We start from the raw sequence: 25478 nt of genomic DNA, 5'->3' as shown, positions 1-25478 counted from the left end.
CCGCAAAACTAGCATCCGACCTCAGGCAGGCCATGGCTCAGGACAATATCTTTCGCGAAGTCGACGAGGAGCTGCGCAGCGACCGTATGCGCGCCCTGTGGCGGCGTTTCGCCCCCTTCGTGATTAGCGCTGCAATTGCCGTGGTAGCTGTCGTTGCCGTCAACGAGGGCTGGACTTGGTACCACAACAACAACGCCGCCCAGTCCTCCGATGAGCTCTATGCAGCGCTGGAACTGGCCGATGGTGGTGATCTTGCCGCCGCCCAGGCGCAACTTGAAGCGCTGATGGCCGACGGCTCTGGCCGCTACCCCACTTTGGCGCAATTCGCGCAAGCCGGGCTCCTGACCCGGCAGGGCAACACCGCCGAAGCAGTGGCTGCATATGACGGGCTCGCCAATAGCCTGTCCAATCCTTATTTGCGTGAGCTCGCACTGGTACAAGCGGGTATGCTCCTGGTCGATGCCGGTAGTGTTGCCGACGTCGAGGCGCGCCTTGCAACGGTAGCTGCCGAAGGCAACCCGCTGCGCAACGCCGCCCGCGAAGCCCTGGGCTTGGCCTACTACCAAGCCGGCGACTATGCAGCTGCGCAGGCGCAGTTCGACGCCGTGCTCAACGACCCGCTGAGCCAAAGCAGCCAGCGCAACCGCATGGGCTACTACATGGCACAACTTCTCGCCGAAGGCGCCGTGGAGCCGGAGGCGGTGGCTGAGACTAGCGGCCTGACGGAAGAAACTGTGGTAGAGGCAGAGCCCGCCGCAGAGATTGCCGCCGAACCCGTGGCGGCCGAGAGCGTTACGCCGCCAGTCGAAGCCCAGTCCGATACTGGGCCTCTGGTACCCGTTGCCACCCCCGAGACAGCCCCGGCGCAATAGCGTCTGCCTGCTCCTGCCGATCGGACAAAAGACATGACAGTTACAGTTGCGATTGTCGGTCGCCCCAATGTCGGCAAGTCGACCCTCTTCAACCGGCTGGTCGGGCGCAAGATCGCGCTTGTCGACGATACGCCGGGGGTTACCCGCGATAGGCGCGAGGCCGAAGGGCGCATCGCGGACCTCACCTTCCGGGTGCTCGACACGGCGGGCTACGAGGACGTCAAGGACGGCAGCCTTGAAGATCGCATGCGCCAGCAAACCGAGCTGGCCATCAATGAAGCCGACGTCATTCTTTTCATGATCGATGCTCGCGCCGGCGTGGTGCCACTCGACCAGCGCTTCGCTCAAGTGTTGCGCAAGGCCGGCAAGGAAGTTCACCTCGTAGGCAACAAGGCCGAAAGTAGCGCCGCCGAAGCTGGGCTCGTCGAAGCATTCAAGCTCGGTTTCGGAGAGCCGATACCGCTCTCGGCCGAGCATGGCCTTGGCCTCTCAGAACTGTACTCGATCGTGTCGACGGCCATCGACCGCGTCGCCCTCGCGCACGCCGAGCAGGAGGAGAGTGAGCAGAGCGATCTCGATGCCATGCCCGAGGTGGATGTCGACATCACTGCCGACATGCTGGAAGGCGAGGGCGAAGAGGCAACCCTGCGATGGAATCCCAAGCGCTACCTCAACGTCGCTATTGTCGGTCGCCCCAATGCCGGCAAGTCTACCCTCATCAACCGCATGGTCGGCGAGGATCGCGTGCTGGTCGGCCCGGAAGCTGGCATCACGCGAGACTCCATCCTCGTTCCCTGGGAGTGGGAGGGTCGCACTATCAATCTGGTTGACACGGCCGGCATTCGTCGCCGTTCCCGCGTCACCGAGAAATTGGAGAAGCTGGCAGTTGGCGACAGCCTGCGCTCCATTCAGTACGCCGAAGTCGTCGTGCTCATGCTCGACGCGACGATCCCCTTTGAGAAGCAGGATCTCGCGCTCGCCGATCTCGTTGAACGTGAAGGTCGGGCAATGGTCATCGCCCTCAACAAGTGGGACCTCATCGAGGACAAGAATGCGGCGCTCTCGGACTTGCGCGAGGCTTGCGAGCGCCTCTTGCCGCAATTGCGGGGCGTGCCGCTGGTGACCCTTTCTGGGCTGACCGGGCGCAACATCGACAAGCTGATGGACGCGATCTTCACCATCGAGCGGTCTTGGAACAGCCACGTCTCGACAGCTCGCCTTAACCGCTGGCTTTCGGGCATGGTCGATAGCCACCCGCCTCCAGCCGTGTCGGGTCGCCGCCTCAAGCTACGCTATATGACCCAAGCTAAGACCCGGCCGCCAAGCTTTATCCTCTTTGCCTCTCGCCCCGAGGCGCTGCCGATGGCGTATCAGCGTTATCTCGTTAATGGTCTGCGCGAGGCTTTCGACATCAAGGGTACGCCCATCCGCCTTTGGGTCCGTGGGGGTAGCAAGAATCCCTATGATGACAAAGAGAAGCGACGCATCGGCTAGGTACAGCGCGGAGGTATTTTCTCGCACCCCCATGGCGAAACGTATGGCCATGTCTCTATATTGTAAGCGCTGAAGCGACCCGATGCTGAGTGCGGGGCCGCATCCAACGAAACCACCTTGTTTTTAGAAATTCTGATCGTCATCGTTCTTATTATCGTGAACGGTGCTTTGGCTATGTCCGAACTGGCCGTTGTGTCCGCTCGTCCGGCCCGCCTCCGCGGCATGGCCGACAACGGCAATAAAGGCGCCGCCACGGCAATCGAGCTCGCCGAGGACCCCGGCAAGTTCTTGTCTTCCGTGCAGATCGGTATCACCCTGGTCGGCATTCTTTCGGGCGCCTTCTCGGGTGCCACTCTGGGCCTGCGCCTGACCGACTGGCTTGAGTCTATGGGCATGGCCGATAACCTCGCTGATGTGCTTGGCGTAGGTATTGTGGTGGTGCTCATCACTTATGGGTCTTTGATCCTGGGCGAACTCGTGCCCAAGCAGGTCGCGTTGCGTGATGCTGAAGGCGTGGCTGCCCGCGTGGCGCCCGCCATGAAGGTGCTGGCCAAGATCGGCTCGCCTTTGGTGTGGCTGCTCGACATCTCCGGCAAAGCTGTTCTCACGCTGCTGGGGCAGGGCGGAGACGCCGAGGAGAAGGTCACCGAAGAAGAGGTAAGGACCCTGATCGCCGAGGCGACGACGGCGGGCGTTATCGAAACCGACGAGCATTCGATGATCTCGGGCGTGATGCGCTTGGCCGACCGCTCCGCACGTGGCCTCATGACGCCGCGTCTCGAGGTGGACCTGATTGATCTCGCTGATGACAGTGACGAAATTCGCAAAACGATATTGAACACGCATCGTTCGCGCCTGCTGGTGCAGGACGGTGGGCCGGATTCGATAACAGGCGTGGTTGCGATCAAGGACATCATCGGCGTTTTCGCCAATGGTCAGCCGCTCGAGCTACGCAAGTTCGTCCAGCCCGTACCGGTGGTTATGGACCACGCCGATGCCCTGGATGTCGTCAAGGCGATCCGCAACTCGACCGTGCATATGGCGCTGGTCGTCGACGAATACGGGCATTTCGAAGGGATCGTGACGTCGGCTGATATTCTTGAGGTCATCACCGGCGTGTTCCAGGAAGAAACAGGTGATGATCCCGCTCTTGTCCGCCGGGAAGATGGCTCCTGGCTCGTCGCTGGGTGGATGCCGGTGGACGAATTCAGCGACAAGCTAAAAGTTGCGCTCCCCAAGGATCCCAAGTTCGAGACGGTCGCGGGCTACATCCTATCTATCCTCAACCACATCCCGGCCGTCGCCGAGACGTTTGAGCATAATGGCTGGAAGTTTGAGATCATGGATCTCGATGGCCGCCGCATCGATAAGGTGTTGATGAGCCGGATCGCGCCGGACGTCACTTAGTGATATCCTAGCTTTTTCTCCCTTCGCCAGGAGGGGAGAACAGATCTCCAATAGCGACAGTTAGAGTGGCGAGAACTCGCCACTTTGAATGCTGAACAGTTGCCCGTTTTGGGTGAGCCCAGGGCTCACCAGGTCAACGAGCTTGGGTGCGATTTCGGCGGGAGTGGGCAGCGTCTCGGGGTTCTCACCCGGCATCGCTTTAGCCCGCATCGCGGTCCGCACTGGCCCGGGATTGAATGAGTTGGCCCTCACCCTGGTGTTCTCGATCTCGCCGGCATAGGATTTGACCATGGCGTCCAGCGCCGCCTTGCTGGCGGCATAGAGGCCCCAAAACGGCCGAGCCGAGCGCGCTGCACCCGAGGAAACAAAGACGGCGCGTCCATCGGGTGCCTGTCGAAGCAACAGGTCGACAGAGCGGATCAATCGGTAGTTGGCGGTGACATTGACAGTCATCACCTTCTCGAAGTCTTCCGGCTTGATATGCGCCCAGGGGCTAAGCACGCCGAGCTGGCCGGCATTGCCGATCACCCCATCCAGATGTCCCCAGCGCTCGAAGATGGCAGCACCGAGCCTGTCGATGGCTTCGCCGTCACGCAGGTCGAGCGGCACTAGCGTAGCGCTTGAGCCCATCTCCTGGATCTCGTCATCGAGTTCCTCAAGCCCGCCAACAGTGCGGGCGACCGCTACCACATGTGCCCCACGACGCGCCGCCTCTACCCCTGCAGCATAACCAATGCCGCGCGAGGCGCCGGTGATGAGGATGACCTTGCCGGCAAGGTCTTGTTGTACAGCCATTAACCGGCCTCTTTCAGCAGTGAGATTTGTTTGGGCTCGTTCTTGGCGCGCCCGTTCAAATCGGTCAACTGCGTGGGGTAGTCTCCGGTAAAATAATGGTCGGTGAATTGGGGCGCCTGCGCATTGCGCTTCTCGCCGCCAACGGCCTGGTAGAGCCCGTCAATGGACAGGAACGCCAGCGAGTCCGCACCGATGAACTTGCACATCGATTCCAGATCGTCATGCTGGTTGGCCAGCAGCTTCTCGGGGTCGGGCGTATCGATGCCGTAGTAGTCCGAGTGATAGATCATCGGGCTGGCAACGCGGATATGCACTTCCGTCGCGCCGGCTTCGCGCATCATCTGCACGATCTTGACCGATGTGGTGCCTCGCACGATGGAATCATCAATCAGCACCACCCGCTTGCCGGCGATTTCCGCCCGGTTGGCCGAGTGCTTGAGCTTAACGCCAAACGCCCGGATGGACTGCGTCGGCTCGATGAATGTGCGGCCCACATAGTGGTTGCGGATGATGCCCAGCTCGAACGGAATGCCGCTCTGCTGCGCGTAGCCGATCGCGGCTGGCGTTCCCCCATCGGGCACCGGCACTACCACATCGGCCTCCACCGGCGCTTCCTTGGCGAGGTTGAGGCCCATGCGCTTGCGAGCCGAATAGACGCTGCGCCCGGCAACAACCGAGTCGGGCCGTGCGAAATAGACATACTCGAACAAGCAGACCCGTTCCCGACGCGGCGGAAACGGCTTGAGCGATTCGATGCTGACCGACCCGTCCGGCTGTATCTCGCAGACCACCACTTCGCCGTTCTCGACGTCCCGCACGAATTTGGCGCCTATAATGTCAAGCGCGCAGGTTTCGGAGGCAAAGATCGGCTTGCCATCGAGATCGCCCAACACCAGCGGCCGAATGCCATTGGGGTCGCGCGCGCCGATCAGCTTGGTGCGCGTCATGGCGACCATTGCATAGGCACCCTCCACCGCGCCGATCGCATCGACGAAACGGTCAGAGGACGAGGTGCGCTGCGATCGGGCGATCAGATGGAGGATGACCTCGGTGTCCGATGTCGACTGGCATATGGCCCCTTGGGCGATCAGCCGGCGCCGCAGCGTAAGCCCGTTGGTCAAATTGCCATTGTGGGCAATCGCAATGCCGCCCACTTCCAATTCGGCAAACAGCGGCTGCACATTGCGCAGGATCGTTTCGCCGGTGGTGGAATAGCGCACATGGCCCATCGCCATGTTGCCCGGGATGCGCTTGAGTGTGGCGGGATCGGTGAAGTGGTCTCCCACGAGGCCCAGTTGGCGCTCCGAGTGGAACTGCCGGCCATCGAAGCTGACAATGCCGGCCGCTTCCTGCCCGCGATGCTGCAGCGCATGCAGCCCCAAGGCCGTCAGTGCCCCGGCGTCGGGGTGGCCCAAAATGCCAAACACCCCGCACTCTTCATGCAGGGTGTCGTCATCAAGATTGAAATCGTCGCTCGGGTGAGTCACCGGGCTCTCCATGCCAATGCTGCAAGCAGCGCGCTGGCCGCCTCGCGGGCGGTACGGCCAAGACTGAGGTTGATGGTCCCGCCTTTAGCCCAATTCGCTGCGCGAAACCACTGTCCTGAAAGGCGGTCAGGGTTGTGGCGAGCGCAGCGTGCTCACCACAAGGTGATCAAATCGGCGCCGGCGGGGTCACAGTCGGTTCTGTTGCAGGTGCGACAGGCACTTCCTGAACCGCCGGTGGTTCTTCGTCCGTCAGTCCGGTGCCGCCGCGCAGTATCTCGGTGACCTGCTCCTCGAGGCCCTCTGGGAGCATGGAAATCAGCGTGCTGCCCATGCTCTGCAAATGCGGCAGCGATTGCGACTGGGCGGCCCACGGGGGCAGATTGCTGCCCAGCAACCAAGTGCCGAAAATGGTGATGACGATGGCTATAAGGATGCCGCGCAGCACTCCGAACACAAAGCCGAGCGTCCGGTCGATCGGGCCGATGCGGCTGTCCACGACGAAATCGGCAATACGCATGGTGAGGAGATGGAGGACGATCAGCGCAACGATGAAGGTCACCACCACCGTTGCGATATCGGCCACGATTGGCTCGTCAATATAGCCTCGCGCGATCTCGGGATGGTACTGCCACATATAGATGGCGATTGCCGCCGAACCGGCCCAAGTGGCCAGTGACAACACCTCGCGTGTGAGGCCTCGGGCGGTGGCCAGGATCGCTGAAATCAGCACCAGCACACCAACACCAACGTCGAACGCTGTCAGCATATTTACTCGCTACGCTCCAAAAAGTCGCCCCGGCCGTCTGGGCTCGTTTACCGGCTTTGCGGCACAATGCCAAGGCTTGCAGGCCGATGTGCCCAGAAACGTTAACTTCCTGAGCTTGGCGACTACCAGCCTTCGTCGTCTTGCCGCTGCCGCGGTGTGCCCGTCGCTGCAATGCGGCCGACCAGATCGGCTAGGGCCGTGAACTCCGAAACGTCCAGGCCGCTGGCCCGATCCGCATTGCTCAGCCTGCCGGTGGAAACGGACTTGAACCCGAGTTTTTGCGCCTCCCGCAGCCGCAATGATCCATGCACGACCGGACGAACACCACCCGCCAGCGAAATCTCGCCGAAATAGACGCTGTCGGAGGGGAGGGGTGCATTGGTGAGTGAGGAGATCAGCGCCGCCGCCACGGCGAGGTCCGCAGCCGGCTCGTTGATTTTAAGCCCACCCGCCACATTGAGGTAAATGTCGTTGGCCCCAATCCGAACACCGCAGCGGGTCTCGAGCACCGCCAGCACCATGGAAAGACGCGACGAGTCCCAGCCCACCACCGCTCGGCGGGGTGTACCCAGCGGGGAGGGGGCCACCAGCGCCTGGATTTCGATCAGGATTGGCCGCGTGCCCTCCATCCCGGCGAAAACAGCTGACCCGGCGGCGCCTTCGTCGCGCTGGTCCAGGAACAGGGCCGAGGGGTTTGCCACTTGCTCCAGCCCCAGTTCCGTCATCGCGAAGACGCCGATTTCGTCGGTCGCCCCATAGCGATTCTTCACCCCGCGCAGGATGCGGAAGGTATGGCTGGTGTCGCCCTCGAAATAGAGCACCGCGTCCACCATGTGCTCGACCACCCGAGGGCCGGCGATCTGGCCGTCCTTGGTAACATGCCCCACCAGCACCACGGCCGCGCCGCTTTTTTTGGCGAAGCGCGTCAGCGCCTGTGCCGAAGTGCGCACCTGCGTGACCGTACCGGGTGCACTATCGACGCGATCGGTCCACAGCGTCTGGATGGAATCGATGATGACAAGATCGGGCGCCGGCCCGTTCTCCAGTGTGGCGAGGATGATCTCCACATTGGTTTCGGCCGCGAGCAGCACGCTGGCTTCGCCCAGCCCTAGCCTTTGGGCCCGCAGGCGCACCTGCGCCACCGCTTCCTCGCCCGAAACGTAGACGACACGCTTACCCTGGTTGGCTAGCGCTGCGGCCGATTGCAACAGCAGCGTCGATTTGCCGATACCCGGATCGCCCCCCACCAGGAGCGCCGATCCCATCACAAACCCGCCGCCAGTCACCCGGTCAAGTTCGGTGATGCCGGTAACAACCCGTGCAGCACTTTCGGTTTCACCTGAAAGGGGGACGAGATTGGCTGGCCTGCCGCCCGCCTTGGCAGCCTTTGGACCGGCACCCACGCCCGAATCGGCCACCTCTTCGACAATGGTGTTCCACTCGCCACAGGCATCGCAGCGACCCTGCCAGCGTGAGGTGACCGCGCCGCAGGCCTGGCAAACAAAACTGGTGCGGGACTTTGCCAATCAGTGCTCTTTCCCATTGCGGGCTGCGGCACGCTCAACAAGTGCGCGCAGCGTATTCCAATTGCGGGCCGTTGCCGTGCCAGATCTTTTCTCAATCATCCCTATAAGACGTGGGCTCTTTGAGATACCCAAGGGGAAATCCACGATCAGGTGCTCCCCCTCGACGTGCAGCCGCTCCGGGCCCTGGTAGTCAGCCAGCCAGCCAAGCTCAGGCTTTTCAGCGAAGAAATAGACGCCTACATTGCCTGGCCGCTCTGCCGCTGCCTCGGGAAATGGATTGGCAAGCAGGAGCTTGCGCATCTGTCCCGGCCGCCGCACGACGGCAATGGTGTTGGAGCCAAGGCCAAGTTCGCGCAGGATCTTGTTCATCTGCCGCGTGACGCCAGCCGGCGTTCCCGCACCCTCCATCAGCATGTTGCCGGTCGCCACATAGGTCTCCACCCGTCCATAGCCTGCCGCCTCAACCGCATCGCGCCACTGGTTCATGGACATGATCCGATGGGTGACCGGTCCGATGGCGCGCAACAGCACGATAAAGGTGGACAGCGCCTCGCTCACAGTGCCCCCATGGTTGAGTACAGGAACGGTAGTTACCGTCCGCTAGCGCACTGCGCAAGAACAAAAAGAGAACTTCAGTCGGGTGGCAGGTGGCCGTCGCCCACATAGTTGCGGTTGTAGCGGCCTTTGAGCGCGGTCAAAATCTCGTAGCCGATTGTGCCTGCCGCATCTGCCTGGTCATCGGCGGAGACGAGGTTGCCCAACACTTCGGCGCCCTCTCCGGGCGTCGGCAGATCAGACCCAAGTTCGGTGATATCGACGATTGTCAGGTCCATCGAGACGCGGCCAATCACGGGGCAGACCACGCCGCGGATCGCCACCTTGCCCCCGGGGCGCGCATTGCTTGCCGAGAGCGAACGGAAGAAGCCGTCGGCATAGCCATGGCCGATAATGGCGAGGCGGCTGTCGCGCGACAGCGAATAGCCGGCGCCATAGCCCACCGTCTCGCCGGTACGGGCTTCCTTGACCTGCAGGATCGGCACATGCAGCGTCACGACAGGCGCCATGGGGTTCTTGCGGCCCGTGACGGCACGGCCGCCATAGAGCGCAATCCCGGGACGCACCATCTGGAAGTGGTAGTCGCGGCCCGTCATCAACCCAGCCGAATTGGCCAGTGAAGCCGGGACGCCGGGGAACTGCGTCATCACCGAACCGAAAAGCGCCAGCTGCGTCCGGTTCTTTTCGTGGTTAGGCATATCGGCGCAGGCGAGATGGCTCATCACCATTTGCGGGGCATATCCCAGAGCCTCGATGCGCTGCCGCACGGCAGAAGCTTCATTGAGCCGGAAGCCGAGCCGGTTCATGCCGGTGTCGAAATGAAAGGCGCTCGGATAGGCCTCGTTGCGCTCCAGGCACTTGGCTAGCCACTCCTCCAGCATCGCCATGGAAGAAATCACTGGCATGAGGTTCTGCCGCACATAGAGATTGGCAGCGCCGGGATAGAGCCCGTCGAGCACAAAGATATGCGCCTCCGGCACGGCGGCGCGCACCGCAAGCCCCTCGTCGGGCGTGGCCACAAAGAAGAACCTGGCTCCAGCAGCGAAGAGTGCCTTGGCCGCCATGGTGATGCCGGTGCCATAGGCATCGGCCTTTACCACCGCAGCCGTCAGCGCTCCGGCACTCACCTTGTCGAGTGCGCGCCAATTGCGGGCCAGAGCCCCCAGGTCGATACTCAGTTGGCCCCCAAGCCCCGATTGCAGCGCCATGCCTATTCCATGCGTTCGGGCAGGTAGTCCGCCCGCGCCAGGTTGCCGAAACGGGTGAACTGGGCCTCAAAGCTCAGCTGTACGGTGCCGGTGGGACCGTGACGCTGCTTGGCGATGATGACTTCGGCCTTGCCGTACACCTTTTCCATCTCTGCCTGCCAGGCCATGTGTTCCGGAGTGCCTTCCTTGGGCTCCTTGTTCTTGAGGTAGTATTCCTCGCGATAAACAAACAGCACCACGTCGGCGTCCTGCTCGATAGAACCCGATTCGCGCAAATCCGCTAGCTGCGGATGCTTGTCGTCACGCGCTTCCACCTGACGGGAGAGCTGGGATAAGGCAATGATCGGCACTTCGAGTTCCTTGGCGAGCGCCTTGAGGGTCGTCGTGATCTCGGTCAGCTCCTGCACGCGGTTCTGGCTCGAGGCCTTGCTAGAACCAGACAGCAGTTGCAGATAGTCCACGATCAGGAAATCGAGACCCTTCTGCCGCTTCAGCCGCCGGGCCCGCGCCGCCAGTTGCGCCACGCTGATGCCACCGGTGTCGTCGATATAGAGCGGCAGCTTGCTCATCATGTTCGAGACGTCGACCAGCTTGGAAAACTGGCTGTCATGGATGCGGCCGCGGCGGATGTCGGAAGACGAAATCTCGGCCTGCTCGGCCAGAATACGCGTAGCCAGCTGCTCCGAGCTCATTTCGAGGCTGAAGAAGCCGACAATGCCGCCATTGGTGGTCTTTACGTGCCCATCCGGCGTGACCTCCCCCTTCCAGGATTTCGCGACATTGAAGGCGATGTTGGTCACGAGCGACGTTTTGCCCATGGCCGGACGTCCGGCCAAAACGATCAAGTCCGAACGCTGCAACCCGCCCATTTGGCGGTCAAGGTCATCGAGCAGCGTGGCAATGCCTGACAGGCCACCATCACGCTGATAGGCTTCGCCGGCCATCTGGATGGAGGCCGATAAGGCGCTGCCGAAATTCTGAAACCCGCCGTCATAGCGGCCCTTCTCAGCCAGGGCGAAGAGTTCGCCCTCCACCTTCTCGATCTGCTTGTCGGGCGTCATGTCGACATCCGACTCATAGGCCACCGACACCATCTCCTCGCCGACCAGGATCAGGTTGCGACGAATCGCGAGGTCATAGATCGACTGCCCGTAGTCGGCCGCATTGAGCACGGTGGTGGCTTCGGCCGCGAGGCGCGCCAGATACTGCGCCATGGTGACTTCGGGCAGCAATTGTTCTGGCAGATGGGTCTTGATCGTTGTTGGATCGGCCGACTTGCCGGCGCGTATGATCTTGCCAGCCACCTCGTAGATATCGCGGTGGATCGGCTCGTAGAAGTGAACGGGCTCCAGAAAGTCCGAAACGCGGTAGAAGGCGTCATTGTTGATCAGAATGGCGCCCAGCAGAGCCTGCTCGGCCTCCACATTGTGCGGGGCCAGACGGAATGACTTTTCTTCGGCCGGATGAAGCCGCGCGATCTCTGCCATGATGCCTCGGGAGTGTTGTTAACCTTTCTTAACCACGCGGTGCGGGCAAGAGTCTCGGACTATGGGAGCATGGGTTAACGGGGCGTCTCCGTCCCTGTGAACTCTGTGGACAACGGGGAATATAGCACCCCGGTCTTGCTGTGAACAGGTCGTGAACATAGCCGAGTCGTAGACAAACAAAAAGGCCGGGAGCTGAGGCCCGGCCTTCGGCTTTGATCAGGCGCTGTCGCTTAGACTGCGTCGTCGAAGCGGTCGTCGCTGGCAGCGTCAGCCTGGCCAGCTGCGAAGTCGCTGTCCTCATCGACTTCGAACTGGGTGATGGTGACGTCTTCACCTGCGGCCTGGCGCACGGCTTCGTCATCCGAGCGGGCCACGTTGACAGTGATCGAGACGGCGACTTCCGGGTGCAGGTTGAGCGCCACGGTGTGTAGGCCCACCGACTTGATCGGGTCGGTCAGGTCCACCTGGCTGCGCTGCACGGTGTAACCATCGGAGGCCAGCGCCTCGACGATATCGCGGGCAGCAACCGAACCATAGAGCTGGCCGGTTTCAGCGGCCTGGCGGATCAGGGTGATCGCCTTGCCGTTGAGACCTTCGGCAATGCCGGTAGCCGAGCGGCGACGCTCTTCGTTGCGCTGTTCGATGTTGGCGCGTTCGGAGGCGAACTTGGCGCGGTTGGCTTCGGTCGCGCGCAGTGCCTTGCCCTGGGGCAGGAGGAAGTTGCGGGCGAAACCGTCCTTGACGACGACTTCGTCGCCGATGGCGCCGGTACGGCCAACGCGCTCGAGCAGAATGACTTTCATGGGGATATTCCTTGTGCTGTCCCGCCCGAAGTGGACGGTTAGGAGTCGCGAACCATTCCGCGACCCCAGCGCTCGTTATTGTCGTTCAGAATGCGTTCAGATTACTGAACGGCGTAGGGCATGATGCCGATGAAACGGGCACGCTTGATGGCGCGAGCCAGCTCGCGTTGCTTCTTAGCCGAAACAGCAGTGATGCGGCTCGGCACGATCTTGCCGCGCTCCGAAACGTAACGCGAGAGCAGGCGCACGTCCTTGTAGTCGATCTTTGGCGCGCCTTCGCCCGAGAACGGGCAGGTCTTGCGGCGGCGCTGGAACGGACGGCGGGCCTGGGCGGTGGTAAGGTCTTTAATAGCCATAGCTTTTCTGTCCTTCTAATTAGAACCGGCGCGGACGGCGTTCGCCGCCGAAGCCGCCGCGGTCGCCACCACGGCCATCGCGGTCGTCGCGATCGCGCTTCTGCATCATCGCAGACGGGCCTTCTTCAAGCTCATCGACGCGCACGGTCATGAAGCGCAGAATGTCTTCATTGATGCGCATCTGACGCTCCATCTCGGCGACGGCTGCAGCCGGAGCTTCGATGTTCATCAGCGTGTAGTGCGCCTTGCGGTTCTTGCGGATGCGGTAGGAGAGGCCCTTGAGCCCCCAATATTCGTTCTTGGTGACCTTGCCGCCACCCTGGCCGAGCACTTCGGTCAGCTGAGCGGAAAGCTCTTCGACCTGCTGCTGGGAAACGTCCTGGCGCGCCAGGAAAATATGTTCGTAAAGGGCCATTGATGCGCCTTCCTAGAGGTTTAACACTCAGCAATTCCCTGGCGCGGAGCCTCCTTGAAGCCGGAAAGGCGTCAAAGCAGTCTTCTAAAGAGCGGGAACACGGGAGGCCGGCACAAAGCCTATTCACCGAAATGGCAAACCCTCCGTTCAGCCCCCGGCCAAACGAATTGCTGGCGCGGCTATATGCGAAGGGGTGCACCGAAGCAAGGCAAAACTGCCGGGAAGCCGGGCTTCGCCTTGACTCCGCCACACGTTCCCGTCAAACGCCCGTGAACAGAACGACCCTGTGCGGCGCACAACAAACACTTTCAAGAGGAAGCTTCATGACCAGCTTTGCTTTCACCTTCCCCGGCCAGGGCAGTCAGGCTGTTGGCATGGGTAAGGAACTGGCTGAAACCTACCCCGAAGCACGCGCCGTCTTTGCAGAAGTGGATGAAGCGTTGGGGCAGAAGCTCTCGACAGTCATGTTTGAGGGTCCTGAAGATAACCTGCGCCTCACCGAAAATGCCCAGCCGGCCCTGATGGCTGTCAGTGTGGCGTTAGCGCGGGTGCTGGAGACGCGGGGCGTCCGGCTGGCCGAGCACGCGGCCTACGTGGCTGGTCACTCGCTCGGCGAGTATTCTGCTCTTTGTGCCGCCGGAACGTTCTCGCTGATCGATGCCGCTAGGCTTTTGAAGACGCGCGGCCAGGCTATGCAGAAAGCCGTTCCGGTCGGTCACGGCGCTATGGCTGCGCTTCTGGGCCTCGATCTCGCCACCGCTCGGGAAGTTGCCGCCGAGGCAGGGCAGGGCGAGGTCTGTGAAGTCGCCAATGACAATGCGCCCGGCCAAATAGTTGTTTCTGGCGCGACCGCCGCAGTGGAGCGCGCTGTGGAACTGGCCAAGGGCAAGGGCGCTAAGCGGGCGCTCCTGCTTCCCGTGAGCGCCCCTTTTCACTGCTCCTTGATGCAGCCTGCTGCCGAATCCATGGCAGCCGCATTGGCTGAGGTCGAGATGCATGCGCCGGTCGTGCCGGTGGTCTCCAACGTCCTTGCGACACCCATTAGCGAACCCGCAGAGATTCGGCAGCGCCTGGTTGAGCAGGTAACTGGGGTAGTGCGCTGGACCGAGAGCGTTACCTGGCTCACCAAAGAGGGTGGTGTCACCAATCTGGTAGAACTCGGCACTGGCAAGGTGTTGACCGGGCTGGCGAAGCGCATCAATCCCGATGTGTCGGCTATAGCTATCGGCACACCAGCCGACATCGACGCATTCGTCGCTCAGGTTCTGTCTTAAGACCTTGCATCGGCCACTCAAGGCTGTGACTCTATATCTCCGCGGAGGAGGACTAAATGTTTGATTTGTCTGGCAAGCGCGCACTGGTCACGGGCGCCAGCGGCGGTATCGGCCGGGAGATCGCCAAGGCCTTGGCAGCGGCAGGGGCAACCGTAGCTCTCAGCGGTACGCGCGTCGGCGCGCTGGAAGATACGGCTAAGGAGATCGGCAAGGACAGCCCAATTCTGCCCTGCAATCTTTCCAAGCTTGATGAGGTCGATAAACTCGTTCCCGCCGCCGAAGCGGCGCTGGGTGGCCTCGACATTCTCGTCAACAATGCCGGCATGACCCGCGACAACATCTTCATGCGCATGAAGGATGAAGAGTGGGACGAGGTCTTGGCCGTCAATCTTACTGCCGCCTTTCACCTCAACCGGGCCGTCTTGCGCGGCATGATGAAGCAGCGCTTTGGCCGCATCATCGGGATCTCGTCGGTAGTCGGAGTGATGGGGAATCCCGGGCAGGGCAACTATGCCGCGTCCAAGGCTGGCCTGATCGGAATGAACAAGGCGCTAGCCCATGAAGTCGCCTCGCGCAACATCACCGTGAACTCGATAGCGCCAGGTTTTATCGCGTCGGCAATGACCGAAGAGCTGAACGACAAACAGCGCGACTCGATCTTGTCGACAATTCCGGCTGCTCGCCTTGGAACCGCCCAAGAAGTTGCCGCCTGTGCGGTTTTCCTCGCCAGTGATGCTGCTGGTTATGTCACTGGCCACACTCTAAACGTCAATGGCGGCATGGCTATGATCTGATTTCGGCGGTTTTGCACGTGCAAAGCCGTTGAAAACCAAGGAACTGGCTTCTGGCAGAGCCGTTTCTAGTGCGATACTCGCCGCTGCTGCTGCATGGACGAGCCGCCTTGCTGGCGCCTTTGGAGGCGCCTACATTTCCGGTCTTGCCAGCCAACACGGTGCTTGAAGAATTGGCGTCGCGCCAATAAGAAGCCAACAAACGTCGATTTCGAAAAGGGAAGTCAAATATGAGCGATGTCGCTGATCGGGTCCGCAAGATCGTTGTGGAACACCTCAATGTGGATGCCGAGAAGGTCACCGAAAAGGCCAGCTTTATCGACGATCTGGGCGCCGACTCGCTCGACCAGGTCGAGCTGGTGATGGCCTTCGAGGAAGAGTTTTCCGTGGAAATCCCGGACGACGCTGCCGAGTCGATCCAGACTTTCGGCGACGCTGTCGCCTTCCTCACCAAAGCCACCAGCTAAGCTGGTCGGATAGGTATCGACATGGAACTACGCCGCGTTGTCGTCACCGGGATGGGCCTCGTAACGCCCCTCGGCTGCGGAGTTGAAGCCACTTGGGCGAATATCCTCGCCGGAAAGAGTGGCGCCAAACGGATCGACGATTTCCAGGTCGATGATATCGCCTGCCAAATTGCTCATCGCTTGCCGCTCGGCGATTACGCCGACGGCAAGTACAATCCAGATGAGTGGATGGAGGCCAAGGAACAACGCAAGGTCGACGATTTCATCGTTTATGCGATGGCCGCCTCTCAGCAGGCGATTGAAGATGCCGGCGTTGTCCCTAAGACCCAGGAAGAGCAGGAGCGCACCGGCGTTCTGATCGGCTCGGGCATTGGTGGCATCGGCGGCATCTATGATGCCTCTGTAACGCTGCACGAAAAAGGTCCACGCCGGATCAGCCCATTCTTTATTCCGGGGCGCCTGATCAATCTCGCCTCGGGCCATGTTTCCATTCGCTTCGGTCTTAAAGGCCCTAACCACTCAGTGGTGACAGCCTGCTCGACCGGCGCGCACGCCATTGGTGATGCAGCCCGCCTTATTGCCTTGGGTGACGCCGACGTCATGGTCGCTGGCGGCGCCGAGAGCTGCGTGAACCGCCTTTCACTGGCCGGTTTTGCTGCGGCCCGGGCACTCTCCACCGGCTTCAACGACAACCCGGAAGCTGCTTCCCGCCCCTACGACAAGGATCGCGATGGTTTCGTCATGGGCGAGGGAGCCGGTATAGTTGTCCTTGAGGACTATGAACGCGCCAAGGCCCGTGGGGCCAAGATCTACGGTGAAGTGATCGGCTATGGCCTATCCGGCGATGCCTATCACATTACCGCTCCGGCGCCGGATGGCGATGGTGGCTATCGCGCCATGTCGGCCGCAATCAAGCGAGCTGGCATCTCCGCTGGCGAAGTCGACTACATCAATGCGCACGGCACTTCGACCCCTCTGGGCGACGAGATCGAACTGGGCGCCGTGACCCGCGTTCTGGGCGCTGCCGCCGAAAAAGCAGTCATGAGTTCGACCAAGTCGGCCATCGGGCACCTCCTGGGTGCCGCCGGTTCGGTGGAAGCGATCTTCTGCCTCTTGGCGATGCGCGACAACATCGCTCCGCCGACCCTTAATCTCGACAACCCGTCGGTTGAAACGCCCATCAATCTTGTGCCGAAAGAGGCGTTCAAGAAAGAGATCAACGTGGCGCTCTCCAATAGCTTTGGCTTTGGTGGGACCAACGCAACGCTGGTGATGCGCAAGGTCAGCTAGGTTATCCACGATTACTCCAGGGGCACAGAGCGCCATCGCGCTCTGTGCCCCTTGTCATTGTGGATGGTCGTGCCAAATTGCCGCCGCTCCGCCACAGTTTGGCACCAGTGCAATGACAGAAGCCGGGCGGGATTCGGCCAGATGCTGAGAGGGTGACGACATCAGATGATCGAACGTAAGGGACGCCGCCAGCGCCGCCGCTCCAGCAACGGCTTCGTTGATGTAGTCAACGGCGCTCTTACGCTCCTGGTCATCGGGCTGGTCGTCGTCGGCGGCATCCTGTTTTACACAGCTTCACAATACTATGGGGACGGTCCCCTCATCGAAGAAACCACCTTCCGAGTGGAGGCGGGGAATACCCTTACCAGTGCTTCCCAACGGCTGGAGGAGCAGGGAATCATCACCAATGCCTTCATCTTCCGTCAGTTGGCGCAACGGTTGGAGGACAACACCAACATCAAGGCGGGAGAGTTCCGCATCCCCGCTGGCGCCAGCATGGCCGACATCCTGCGCGAACTGACAGAAGGCAATCCGATCCGCTATGCCGTGACGATCCCCGAGGGTTGGACCGCCTGGCAGGTAGTGCAGCGTATAAACGATAATACAGACTTGACTGGTGAGATCACAGTCATGCCGGCCGAAGGCTCGATCCTGCCCGGCAGTTATGACTACACGCCGGGAGACACAAGGCAATCTGTGCTCGATTCCATGCAGGCCGCGATGACAACTACTTTGGCGGAGGTCTGGGACTCACGCCAGCCGGACCTGCCGCTCGGGAGCCCGGAAGAAATGCTCACGCTTGCCTCCATCGTCGAACGCGAGACGGGGTTGGGCAGTGAACGCCCGCAGGTGGCAGCTGTCTTTGTGAACCGGCTGCGCGAAGGTATGCGCCTGCAGTCCGATCCCACCATTATTTATGGCATCACCATGGGTCAGCAGACGCTTGATCGCGGGCTGAGGCGCTCTGAAATCGATGCGATGACCCCGTACAATACCTACCAGATCGACGGCCTCCCGCCGACACCTATCGCCAATCCCGGTATTGACTCGCTCCGTGCTGTCGCTAGCCCCGACGAGCACGACTATCTCTACTTTGTCGCTAAAGGTGCTACGCCCAGTGAGGGCCACGTCTTCGCCGAGACCTATGCCGAGCATCAGCAGAACGTCGCGCGCTACCGTGAGATCGAAGCGGAAGCCGCAGCGCGTGCAGAGGAAGCAGAGGCTGCTCGTCAGCTGTCGCAGGAAGATGACCCTGGAGAGGTGGAGCCTGTGGCCCCCGCTCAATAAGGGTAGCAAGAATGCAGTGGACCGCATCTGCGCCAGCTTGACCCAGGCGCTTTGATGGATCAACAAGCCAGCAGTTTACATTCCTAAAGGACAGCCGGAATGGAGTTTCAGCGCCGCGGCGTGATGCTGGTGATCGCGTCCCCTTCGGGTGCCGGTAAGTCCTCGATCTCGCGAGCTCTATTCGGTGCAGACCCGAACATTCGGCTCTCGGTTTCCGTGACAACGCGCGCGCGCCGCACCGATGAGGTGGATGGCAAGCACTACCACTTCATTGATGTGGCGACCTTCAAGCGTATGCAGGCCGACGGCGAGCTGCTGGAATCCGCTGAGGTGCATGGCAATTTCTACGGCACGCCTCGTGCACAGGTGGAAGAACTGCTGGCGGCCGGCAACGATATTCTCTTCGACATAGACTACCAGGGCACGCTGCAGCTCTATCGCAATAGCCGATCCGACATGGTGACGGTGTTCATTCTACCCCCGACCATCAAGGAGTTGCGGGCGCGCCTGGAGCGCCGTGCACAAGACAGCGTCGGCACCATCGAGAAACGATTGAAAAACGCGCGGCTCGAAATGGAGCACTACGGCGAATACGACTACGTCATCGTCAATGAGGACCTCGAGAGCTCGACGCAGCGCATTCGGTCCATCCTCGTTTCGGCTCGCCTCAAGCGTGAGCGGCAGATGAATTTGGAGAGCTTCGTTAAAGACTTGCAGAGCCAAATCGATTCACTCTGACAGAAGCTGAACAAGTGCGGGCAGATATCGCATCGTGAGCCAAAGCCCGCTTCCGCCGACGGTCATCAGGCGCGGCACTCCAGCGTTCCGTCGAGCGAACGCGGCCTTCTTTCTCTCGGCCTTCGCTGTTTTTGCTTCACTTTATTCCGTGCAGCCCCTGCTACCGATTTTTGCGGAAGAGTTTGGTCTCGATGCCGGCACCAGCTCGCTGGCTCTTTCAGTGACCACCGGCACATTGGCTGTGGCGTTGCTCCTCGCAAGCTGGATCTCCGACCGAATTGGCCGCAAGACCCTTATGGTCGGCGCTATTGTCGTCACGGCCATTTTTGGGCTCGCACTACCATTCTGCCCCGATTGGCCGTCTCTCCTTCTTGTTCGCACCCTGATGGGCGTGAGCCTCTCAGGCTTGCCGGCCGTTGCCATGGTGTACCTGGCGGAAGAAATGGACCCGGAGGCGCTCGGCTCCTCTATGGGGCTCTATATCGGTGGCACTGCCTTCGGTGGGATGGCCGGGCGCCTCCTATCGGGCGTGCTCGCCGACTGGATCGGTTGGCGGCCGGCGCTGCTGGTTTTGGGTGTGAGCATTGCCTGCGCGGCCCTGCTGGTGGTCCTCCTGCTCCCCACCCCTTACAACTCTTCCCGTCGTCGGATCAGTGGTCGCGAGCTTGCCGGGCTGATCAAACTGCAGTTCGAAGACCCGGGCTTGCCGTGGCTCTTCGCCTCGGCATTTCTGCTCATGGGCAGTTTCGTCACGCTCTACAACTATGCGGGGTTCCGACTGGCACTGCCGCCCTTCGCGCTCAGTCACTCCGCCATCTCGGCGATTTTCATTGTCTATCTGCTGGGCAGCCTCAGTTCTGCCTGGGCCGGTGGGCTGGCGCAGCGCTTGGGTCGCCGCAGAGTGTTCTGGGTCCTAGTGCTGGTTATGGCATCGGGTGTCTTCCTCACGATTGTGCCGTCGACACCGATCATCATCGCGGGGCTAGCCATCGCCACCATCGGCTATTTTGCCGCCCATGGCGTCGCCAGTGCCTGGGTGGCCCGCCGCGCCGTTGTTGGGCGGGCGCAAGCCTCCGCCATTTATCTCTTTGCCTATTATCTCGGCTCGTCGGTGCTGGGCACCCTGGGCGGCTATGCCTGGGTCGCGTGGGGCTGGGCCGGCGTGATGCTGGTCAGCGGTGGCGCCGTAGTACTTGCATTGCTGGTGGCCCTGCGGTTGATCTTGCTGCCGCCGCTACAAGTTCCCGATAAACCGGCCGCGCCTCTAGCGGGTGTCTAGCGGAGTTGGGGCAGGGCGCGCGCCATGGCCAGGAAGGCCTCGACGGGCAACTCCTCGGCGCGCTCGTCGCCTTTTAAGTTTGCCACGGCTAGAAGAGCCTCGACCGGAACACCGGTGGATTTGAGGCTTTGTCGCACCATCTTGCGCCGCTGCCCGAACGCGGCTCGCGTGACATGTTCGAGATCCTTGACCCGCACGTCGTCGCTAATAGCTTTGGGCACCAGATGCACCACAGCCGAGGTTACATTTGGTGGCGGCACGAATGCCTGCCGTCCGACATTAAAGGCGATCCGGGCATTGGTGCGCCAACCGGCCAGAACCCCTAGCCGTCCATAGGCATCGTCGCCCGGCGCCGCGCATATGCGTTCAGCCACCTCGCGCTGGAACATCAGCGTCAGGCTCTCGAAGAAGCTGGGCCAGGGGTCGCGCGTCAACCACCCGGTGAGCAGGGGCGTCGCGATATTGTAAGGCAAGTTGGCGATGATCCGGGTGGGGCCCTCCGCGAGAAGGCCATAGTCGACCTCCATGGCATCCCCGCTGATCACGGTCAGCCGCCCTGGATAGGCTTCAGAGATCTGCGCCAATGCCGGTAGCGCACGCGCATCCCGCTCGATGGCGATCACTTCCTTTGCGCCCTCGGCCAGCAAGGCCCGCGTGAGCCCACCTGGGCCCGGGCCAACTTCGATGACCCGCACTCCCTCTAGCGACCCACCCACCCGGGCGATACGGGCGGTCAGATTGAGGTCGAGCAGGAAGTTCTGCCCGAGCTCTTTTTTTGCCCTTAGGCCGTGCTCGGCAATCACCTCACGCAGGGGTGGCAGGTCGTCGATTTGGCTCATGCGGCACGCGTCATGGCATCGGCCATTTCAATGGCGGAAAGGAAGCTCTTGGGCGAGGCGCGCCCGGTTCCTGCCAGGTTGAAGGCGGTCCCGTGGTCGGGTGAGGTCCGAACGATGGGCAGTCCCAGCGTCAGATTGACGGCTTCTTCGAAGGCTATCGTCTTGATCGGGATTAACGCTTGGTCGTGATACATGGCGATGACTGCGTCGTAGCGCGCCCAATGCGTGGGATAGAACAGCGTGTCTGCGGGCAGGGGACCTTCGGCGGCGATACCTTCCGCCTGCACGTCCGCGACCGCTGGCTGAATGATTTCCAACTCTTCCCGCCCGATCGTTCCAGCTTCCCCAGCGTGAGGGTTGAGCCCGGCGACGGCAATTTGAGGGGCACTAATCCGGAAGTGCTGGACGAGGTCGTGGTGGACGACCCGGATAGTCTCGGCGATGAGTTCCCGGGAGAGAAGCCCAGGCACGTCGTGGAGCGGGACATGAATGGTGACGGGCACAGCTCGCAGTCCGCCATGGGCCAGCATCATCACAGGCAACGGGGTTTTGCCGTCGCGGGTGCAAAGCTCTGCCAGATATTCAGTATGTCCGGGATGATTGAACCCCGCGTGATAGAGCACCGCTTTGTGAATAGGAGCGGTCACAAGCCCCCGACACGCGCCAGCTAAGGTCGCCTGCACCGCGGCAGCGATCGACTTGATAACGACGTCGCCTGCCCCCTCGCTTGCTAGACCCGGCTGATCCGGCACCGAGCCTTCGATGGGATAGACCGGCAGTGCCCGCTTAAAAAGTGCTTCTGCCTCCGCCGGCTGCGCCGCCTCGGCCCCGATCTTTAGGCCTAGCCGAGTGGCGCGCGCGCGCAGGAAGTCCAGATGGCCATAGACGATGAAGGGCGGCAGATTAAGCTCATGCCGCCGTGCATAGAGGCTGAGCAGGATATCGGGACCAATGCCAGCCGGCTCGCCCATGCTGATTGCCAGCGGCTTGTGCATTCCGGCCCCCACCGAAGGTGCAGGAGCCCGCCATTGGCGGGCTCGGCGAACTTAGTTGTAGATGATCTTGGCGCGTTCGCGCAGGTCGGCCAAGTACTTGGCTTGCTGTTCCGCCAGGGCATCATTACCGGCTTCGGCGCGCAGGTCGCCCTTGATGAAGGTTAGGTCTTCCGCCTGCGTCTTCTCGCACACGGCGAGCATCGACACGCCGCTTTCCACCACTCGGGGCTTGGTAATTCCGCCCACATTGAGACCGGCCAGTTCCTTCGCCAGAGCTTCGGGCATCTGGGTAGCGTGACGGCGGCCGATATCGACGACTGCAGCGTCGGTGTAGCTCAGTGACAGCGGGACGGCTGCGTCGCAGCCGGTGAAGCTGGCACGGTACTGGTTTGCCTGGCCTGACCGATTGCTCGAGCCGGCGCCAACGAAGATGACTTCTTTGAGGATGTAGTCGAAGTTCTGGTAGTCCTGCACGCGCGTAGCGGCCTGCTGGTCCAGTTCGAAATCCGAGATCTGCACCTGCGGCATGATTGCCGCTTCTGTGACAGCGTTCCAAGCGACCGCAGCACGCAGACGATCGCGTAGGCTGTCGATGTTCACGCCGCCTTCTTGCAGCATCTGCACCAAGCGATCCTGGCCCATGCCGATATTGCGAGCGACCTGCTGGAGGGCATCGTCGACCTGAGCATTGGAAACCGTGATACCCAGCCGCTTGGCTTCTGCCATCTGGATGGCTTCGGTGATCAGCTGGTCGGTAGCGCCCTGGGTGCCGGTCTTGTTGCCCTCGAGTGCGAACAACCGCACACGCTGAGAAACTTGCATGTCGGTGATCGGCGTGCCGTCAACGGTCACCCGCACATTCTGCGCCGCCGCCGGCAAAGCCGCGGCAACTGTCAGCATCACACCGGCGATCGCGGCGCCAACTATGCGCCCCCAGGTCCACTTCGCCATCGTTTTCTCGTCCACTTCAGGAAAGATCATGCCCGCTTTCATGCGGCGGGGCTGTCGCGCTGTCAATTGCCGGATGAATGCGGCCAAAATCCGATGTGAGGCCTAGAAGGCCGGCACCGGCACCCCACCAGTATAGCCCACATTCAAGCCGGCTGGAGCCTTGATGAAGAATGACGCGGTGACGCGCGTATCATTTGGGGAGCTGTGAGTGGGGCCGGTGCGCAGGGCATTGGCTCCCATCAACAGGTAACCGTCATCATAGGTCAGTCCGCCGCCCACCTGAAGCCAGTTTTGCGCCGCCAGGTCCCAGTATACCTCGCCTCTCGCGGTCCAGTACTCGGTCACAGGGATCGAAAGGTTCGATCCGATCTCATGCTGCGCCTCGAGCACGCCGGCGTCCGGATTGGCATCGATATAGAGATAGTCCAGTCCCGCACCAAACCACTCGCCGGTATAGCTGGCCCCGAGGCTCGCCCTCGCCACACGCGGGTCATTGCTGTCGATCAGGACCTTGCCGCCAAACCTGACGCCTTGCGAAAGCGCGCCATAGGCGCCCAGCACCGCATAGGATGCAGTCGCCTCAAGACCAGAGCCGACGCCCAGCTGCGCTGGATCGTTTTGGGCAAAAGCATTAGGTCCGGCTAGATGGAAAGATTGGCCGCCAACCAGTTCGACATAGCCCCCATCGGCGAAGCTCGCCTGATAGCGCCCGCCGACATTCGCCCGTAGACCTGTCTCCTGGCGGTCGCCGCCGGAGAACCGGTTGAAGCTGAAGAGATTGGTGTCGTCCAGCACCACGCCATGAGAATCTTCATTGGTAATGCCCACCAAGCTCGTGTCCGAGCCGCGGTACACCAGTTGAGCAATGGGCTCCACCAGGTGCACTGTCTGTCCGTCACTTGCCACAAGCGGGTAACGCACATCCATGGCAGCGATTGGAGTTGCATTCCACAACGCCGAGGCGTCTGGGGCCGAAGCTAGGCTACTGCCGCCGTCGTAGTAGGCGATATCAGCACGCCCCCCCACATAAGGCGTCGCCACGAAGCCGCCGGCGCCGATCCACTGTGTCGTCCAGCCCGCTTCGAAGCTGGCGTGCTGCTTGTTGCCGGCATAGCCGAAGGTATAGGGAACACCGTTCACTGTAGTGGTCGCGTCAAATTCCCGACGCACGCCCAGCAACCGCCCGCTGATCTCGACGCGCCCATAGCCCGGCGGCAGTTGCTCGATATGATCGAACTGCACGCGCGGTAGTGCCTGGGCTTGCTGTCCCTGCGTCTCCTGCGTCACGTTGCCGAGTTTATTGAACTGCTGCAGCCGGGCGTCGAAATAGGTGTTGCCCCGCAAATAGGTCGTGAACACCTGGTTGACCGTCGCTTCTCCGACCGCCAGCCGGTAATCCTCGAGATACGCCGCGTCTGTAAACGCAGTATAGCTCCAACCGGCAGTCCAGTTGGATGCTGGCACAAACGCCCCAGTAGTTTGGATGGCGCCGCGCCAGTCCAGATCACCAACGGTACCTGCGAAGGCGGAACGGTCGCGCTGGTAGAGGCCGGACGCCTTGATCTGGAACGAACCGCGGTCGAAGCGCTGCACCCACTCGGCACCCAAGAGGAAGCCTTGGCGGGTCAACAGTGTCGGCGTCAGGTAGATGTCGGTCCAGCGGCTGGAATAAGCTGTGATCGGTACCTCGACCTTGAACCCGGTCTTGTCGCTGCTGTCGACACTGGGCATCCGGACATTGGCGAGCGCCGTGTCGCTCGTGTCGGGCAACCACAGGAATGGCACCCAGGCGATCGGGATTCCCAGAATGGCAAGGCTCGGTTGCTCGAGATAAACCGAACCATCTTCCTGATTGTAGGTCACCCTGGTCGCGTGCATCGACCAGCCGATCCGCCGCCCTTGCGCGTCGATGCATTCCCCGCATGGCGCATAAGTGGTGTTGTTCAGAATGGTTTGGAGCGCCGCATCATACTCGGTGCTGTCCGCGGTAACGCGGGCGCCGTCATAGGTGGTCAGTGTGAGGGAATCGAGGAAAGCCTGCCGCATGGGCCCCCTCAGGGTCAGGTCATTGGTCTCGGCAATGTTGCCTGATGGGTCCCGGATGACAACGGCGCCGGTAAACCGAACCTCTCCAGTGGCGCGGTTGTAGACGAGGTTCTCGCCCGTAACCACGTAACCGCCTTGGCCGAGCACAACATCCCCGCTGGCGAGAATGGTGTTGGTGTCTGCCTCAAATGTTAGAGCGTTAGCTTCGACAGAGGTGGGCGCCGCCGGATCGATGGGTGCCGAAAAGAGGTCTGCGGGCAGGATGCCTTGACCCATGGCCCCCAAGGAGAGGGCAAGCGTCAGCGCGGCACCGCCTACGGCGCGCCGGAGCGACTGCTTCATCCTCTCGC

General features: G+C 61.5%; 24 protein-coding genes. 10 read left to right on the top strand and 14 right to left on the bottom strand.

Translation table 11 applies throughout. The features are described 5' to 3' along the window. Positions 1-32: 32 nt before the first annotated feature. The 3 genes from QOV41_RS14425 (at position 33) to QOV41_RS14415 (ending at position 3773) form a co-directional block, all read left to right on the top strand. Entirely contained in the window at positions 33-872 is an 840-nt protein-coding gene (locus tag QOV41_RS14425) for a tetratricopeptide repeat protein (RefSeq protein ID WP_284577449.1), read from the top strand. A gap of 33 nt (positions 873-905) precedes the next feature. Beyond that, complete coding sequence (der, locus tag QOV41_RS14420; protein ID WP_284577447.1) at positions 906-2366, top strand: ribosome biogenesis GTPase Der; 1461 nt, start codon at positions 906-908, stop codon at positions 2364-2366. A 132-nt stretch (positions 2367-2498) separates the two neighbouring features. Then, a complete protein-coding gene (locus QOV41_RS14415; RefSeq protein WP_284581338.1) occupies positions 2499-3773 on the top strand; it encodes a hemolysin family protein in 1275 nt (424 codons plus the stop codon). A gap of 60 nt (positions 3774-3833) precedes the next feature. Here QOV41_RS14415 and QOV41_RS14410 read toward each other — a convergent pair whose 3' ends face one another. From QOV41_RS14410 to rpsF, 10 genes are all read right to left on the bottom strand, one after another. Further along, positions 3834-4568 carry an SDR family NAD(P)-dependent oxidoreductase gene (locus QOV41_RS14410; RefSeq protein ID WP_284577445.1) on the bottom strand — a complete coding sequence of 245 codons (735 nt, stop codon included), beginning with the start codon at positions 4566-4568 and terminating at the stop codon, positions 3834-3836. Next, positions 4568-6055 (bottom strand): amidophosphoribosyltransferase, encoded by a 1488-nt coding sequence (gene purF, locus QOV41_RS14405; protein WP_415926721.1) that lies wholly within the window; start codon positions 6053-6055, stop codon positions 4568-4570. Before purF ends, QOV41_RS14410 begins: the two co-directional genes overlap by 1 nt. 166 nt (positions 6056-6221) lie before the next feature. Then, positions 6222-6821, bottom strand: coding sequence for a CvpA family protein (locus QOV41_RS14400; RefSeq protein WP_284577442.1), 600 nt, complete (start codon positions 6819-6821; stop codon positions 6222-6224). A gap of 122 nt (positions 6822-6943) precedes the next feature. After that, a complete protein-coding gene (radA, locus tag QOV41_RS14395) occupies positions 6944-8347 on the bottom strand; it encodes a DNA repair protein RadA (RefSeq protein ID WP_284577441.1) in 1404 nt (467 codons plus the stop codon). Next, entirely contained in the window at positions 8348-8905 is a 558-nt protein-coding gene (locus QOV41_RS14390; protein WP_284577440.1) for a DUF1697 domain-containing protein, read from the bottom strand. Positions 8906-8979: 74 nt separating this feature from the next. After that, on the bottom strand, positions 8980-10110 hold the full coding sequence (alr, locus tag QOV41_RS14385) for an alanine racemase (RefSeq protein ID WP_284577439.1): 1131 nt from the start codon (positions 10108-10110) through the stop codon (positions 8980-8982). A 2-nt stretch (positions 10111-10112) separates the two neighbouring features. After that, positions 10113-11597, bottom strand: coding sequence for a replicative DNA helicase (locus QOV41_RS14380; protein ID WP_284577438.1), 1485 nt, complete (start codon positions 11595-11597; stop codon positions 10113-10115). 230 nt (positions 11598-11827) lie between these two features. After that, on the bottom strand, positions 11828-12400 hold the full coding sequence (rplI, locus tag QOV41_RS14375) for a 50S ribosomal protein L9 (RefSeq protein WP_284577436.1): 573 nt from the start codon (positions 12398-12400) through the stop codon (positions 11828-11830). A gap of 101 nt (positions 12401-12501) precedes the next feature. Further along, positions 12502-12756 carry a 30S ribosomal protein S18 gene (rpsR, locus tag QOV41_RS14370; RefSeq protein ID WP_284577435.1) on the bottom strand — a complete coding sequence of 85 codons (255 nt, stop codon included), beginning with the start codon at positions 12754-12756 and terminating at the stop codon, positions 12502-12504. A 19-nt stretch (positions 12757-12775) separates the two neighbouring features. After that, positions 12776-13171, bottom strand: a complete 396-nt coding sequence (rpsF, locus tag QOV41_RS14365) for a 30S ribosomal protein S6 (protein ID WP_284577433.1) — start codon at positions 13169-13171, stop codon at positions 12776-12778. 323 nt (positions 13172-13494) lie between these two features. Here rpsF and fabD point away from each other — a divergent pair, with 323 nt between their 5' ends. From fabD to QOV41_RS14330, 7 genes are all read left to right on the top strand, one after another. Then, complete coding sequence (fabD, locus tag QOV41_RS14360; RefSeq protein WP_284577432.1) at positions 13495-14445, top strand: ACP S-malonyltransferase; 951 nt, start codon at positions 13495-13497, stop codon at positions 14443-14445. A 56-nt stretch (positions 14446-14501) separates the two neighbouring features. Beyond that, positions 14502-15239 (top strand): 3-oxoacyl-[acyl-carrier-protein] reductase, encoded by a 738-nt coding sequence (gene fabG, locus QOV41_RS14355; RefSeq protein ID WP_284577430.1) that lies wholly within the window; start codon positions 14502-14504, stop codon positions 15237-15239. 227 nt (positions 15240-15466) lie between these two features. After that, positions 15467-15703 (top strand): acyl carrier protein, encoded by a 237-nt coding sequence (locus QOV41_RS14350; protein ID WP_046103861.1) that lies wholly within the window; start codon positions 15467-15469, stop codon positions 15701-15703. Between the two features lie 21 nt (positions 15704-15724). Continuing rightward, the gene (fabF, locus tag QOV41_RS14345; RefSeq protein ID WP_284577427.1) at positions 15725-16993 is read left to right on the top strand and encodes a beta-ketoacyl-ACP synthase II; all 1269 of its coding nucleotides are present in this window, start codon (positions 15725-15727) and stop codon (positions 16991-16993) included. Between the two features lie 165 nt (positions 16994-17158). Beyond that, complete coding sequence (gene mltG, locus QOV41_RS14340) at positions 17159-18280, top strand: endolytic transglycosylase MltG (RefSeq protein ID WP_284577426.1); 1122 nt, start codon at positions 17159-17161, stop codon at positions 18278-18280. 99 nt (positions 18281-18379) lie between these two features. Next, the gene (gmk, locus tag QOV41_RS14335) at positions 18380-19018 is read left to right on the top strand and encodes a guanylate kinase (protein ID WP_284577425.1); all 639 of its coding nucleotides are present in this window, start codon (positions 18380-18382) and stop codon (positions 19016-19018) included. A gap of 34 nt (positions 19019-19052) precedes the next feature. Beyond that, positions 19053-20297, top strand: a complete 1245-nt coding sequence (locus QOV41_RS14330) for an MFS transporter (protein ID WP_284577424.1) — start codon at positions 19053-19055, stop codon at positions 20295-20297. On the opposite strand, the gene rsmA is transcribed toward QOV41_RS14330, so the two are convergent. The 4 genes from rsmA to QOV41_RS14310 all read right to left on the bottom strand — a co-directional run bounded on the left by rsmA (position 20294) and on the right by QOV41_RS14310 (position 25470). Next, positions 20294-21136: a 16S rRNA (adenine(1518)-N(6)/adenine(1519)-N(6))-dimethyltransferase RsmA gene (gene rsmA, locus QOV41_RS14325; protein WP_284577423.1), complete on the bottom strand. Its 843-nt coding sequence runs from the start codon at positions 21134-21136 to the stop codon at positions 20294-20296. The genes QOV41_RS14330 and rsmA overlap by 4 nt on opposite strands. Further along, positions 21133-22131, bottom strand: coding sequence for a 4-hydroxythreonine-4-phosphate dehydrogenase PdxA (gene pdxA, locus QOV41_RS14320; protein WP_284577422.1), 999 nt, complete (start codon positions 22129-22131; stop codon positions 21133-21135). The genes rsmA and pdxA overlap by 4 nt, the downstream gene beginning before the upstream one ends. A gap of 51 nt (positions 22132-22182) precedes the next feature. After that, the gene (locus QOV41_RS14315; RefSeq protein WP_284577421.1) at positions 22183-23112 is read right to left on the bottom strand and encodes a peptidylprolyl isomerase; all 930 of its coding nucleotides are present in this window, start codon (positions 23110-23112) and stop codon (positions 22183-22185) included. A gap of 72 nt (positions 23113-23184) precedes the next feature. Next, positions 23185-25470 carry an LPS-assembly protein LptD gene (locus tag QOV41_RS14310; RefSeq protein WP_284577420.1) on the bottom strand — a complete coding sequence of 762 codons (2286 nt, stop codon included), beginning with the start codon at positions 25468-25470 and terminating at the stop codon, positions 23185-23187. Between the last annotated feature and the right edge of the window lie 8 nt (positions 25471-25478).

The organism is Devosia sp. RR2S18, assembly GCF_030177755.1.
Taxonomy (GTDB): domain Bacteria; phylum Pseudomonadota; class Alphaproteobacteria; order Rhizobiales; family Devosiaceae; genus Devosia; species Devosia rhizosphaerae.
This window is presented reverse-complemented; position numbering and strand designations above follow the sequence as displayed.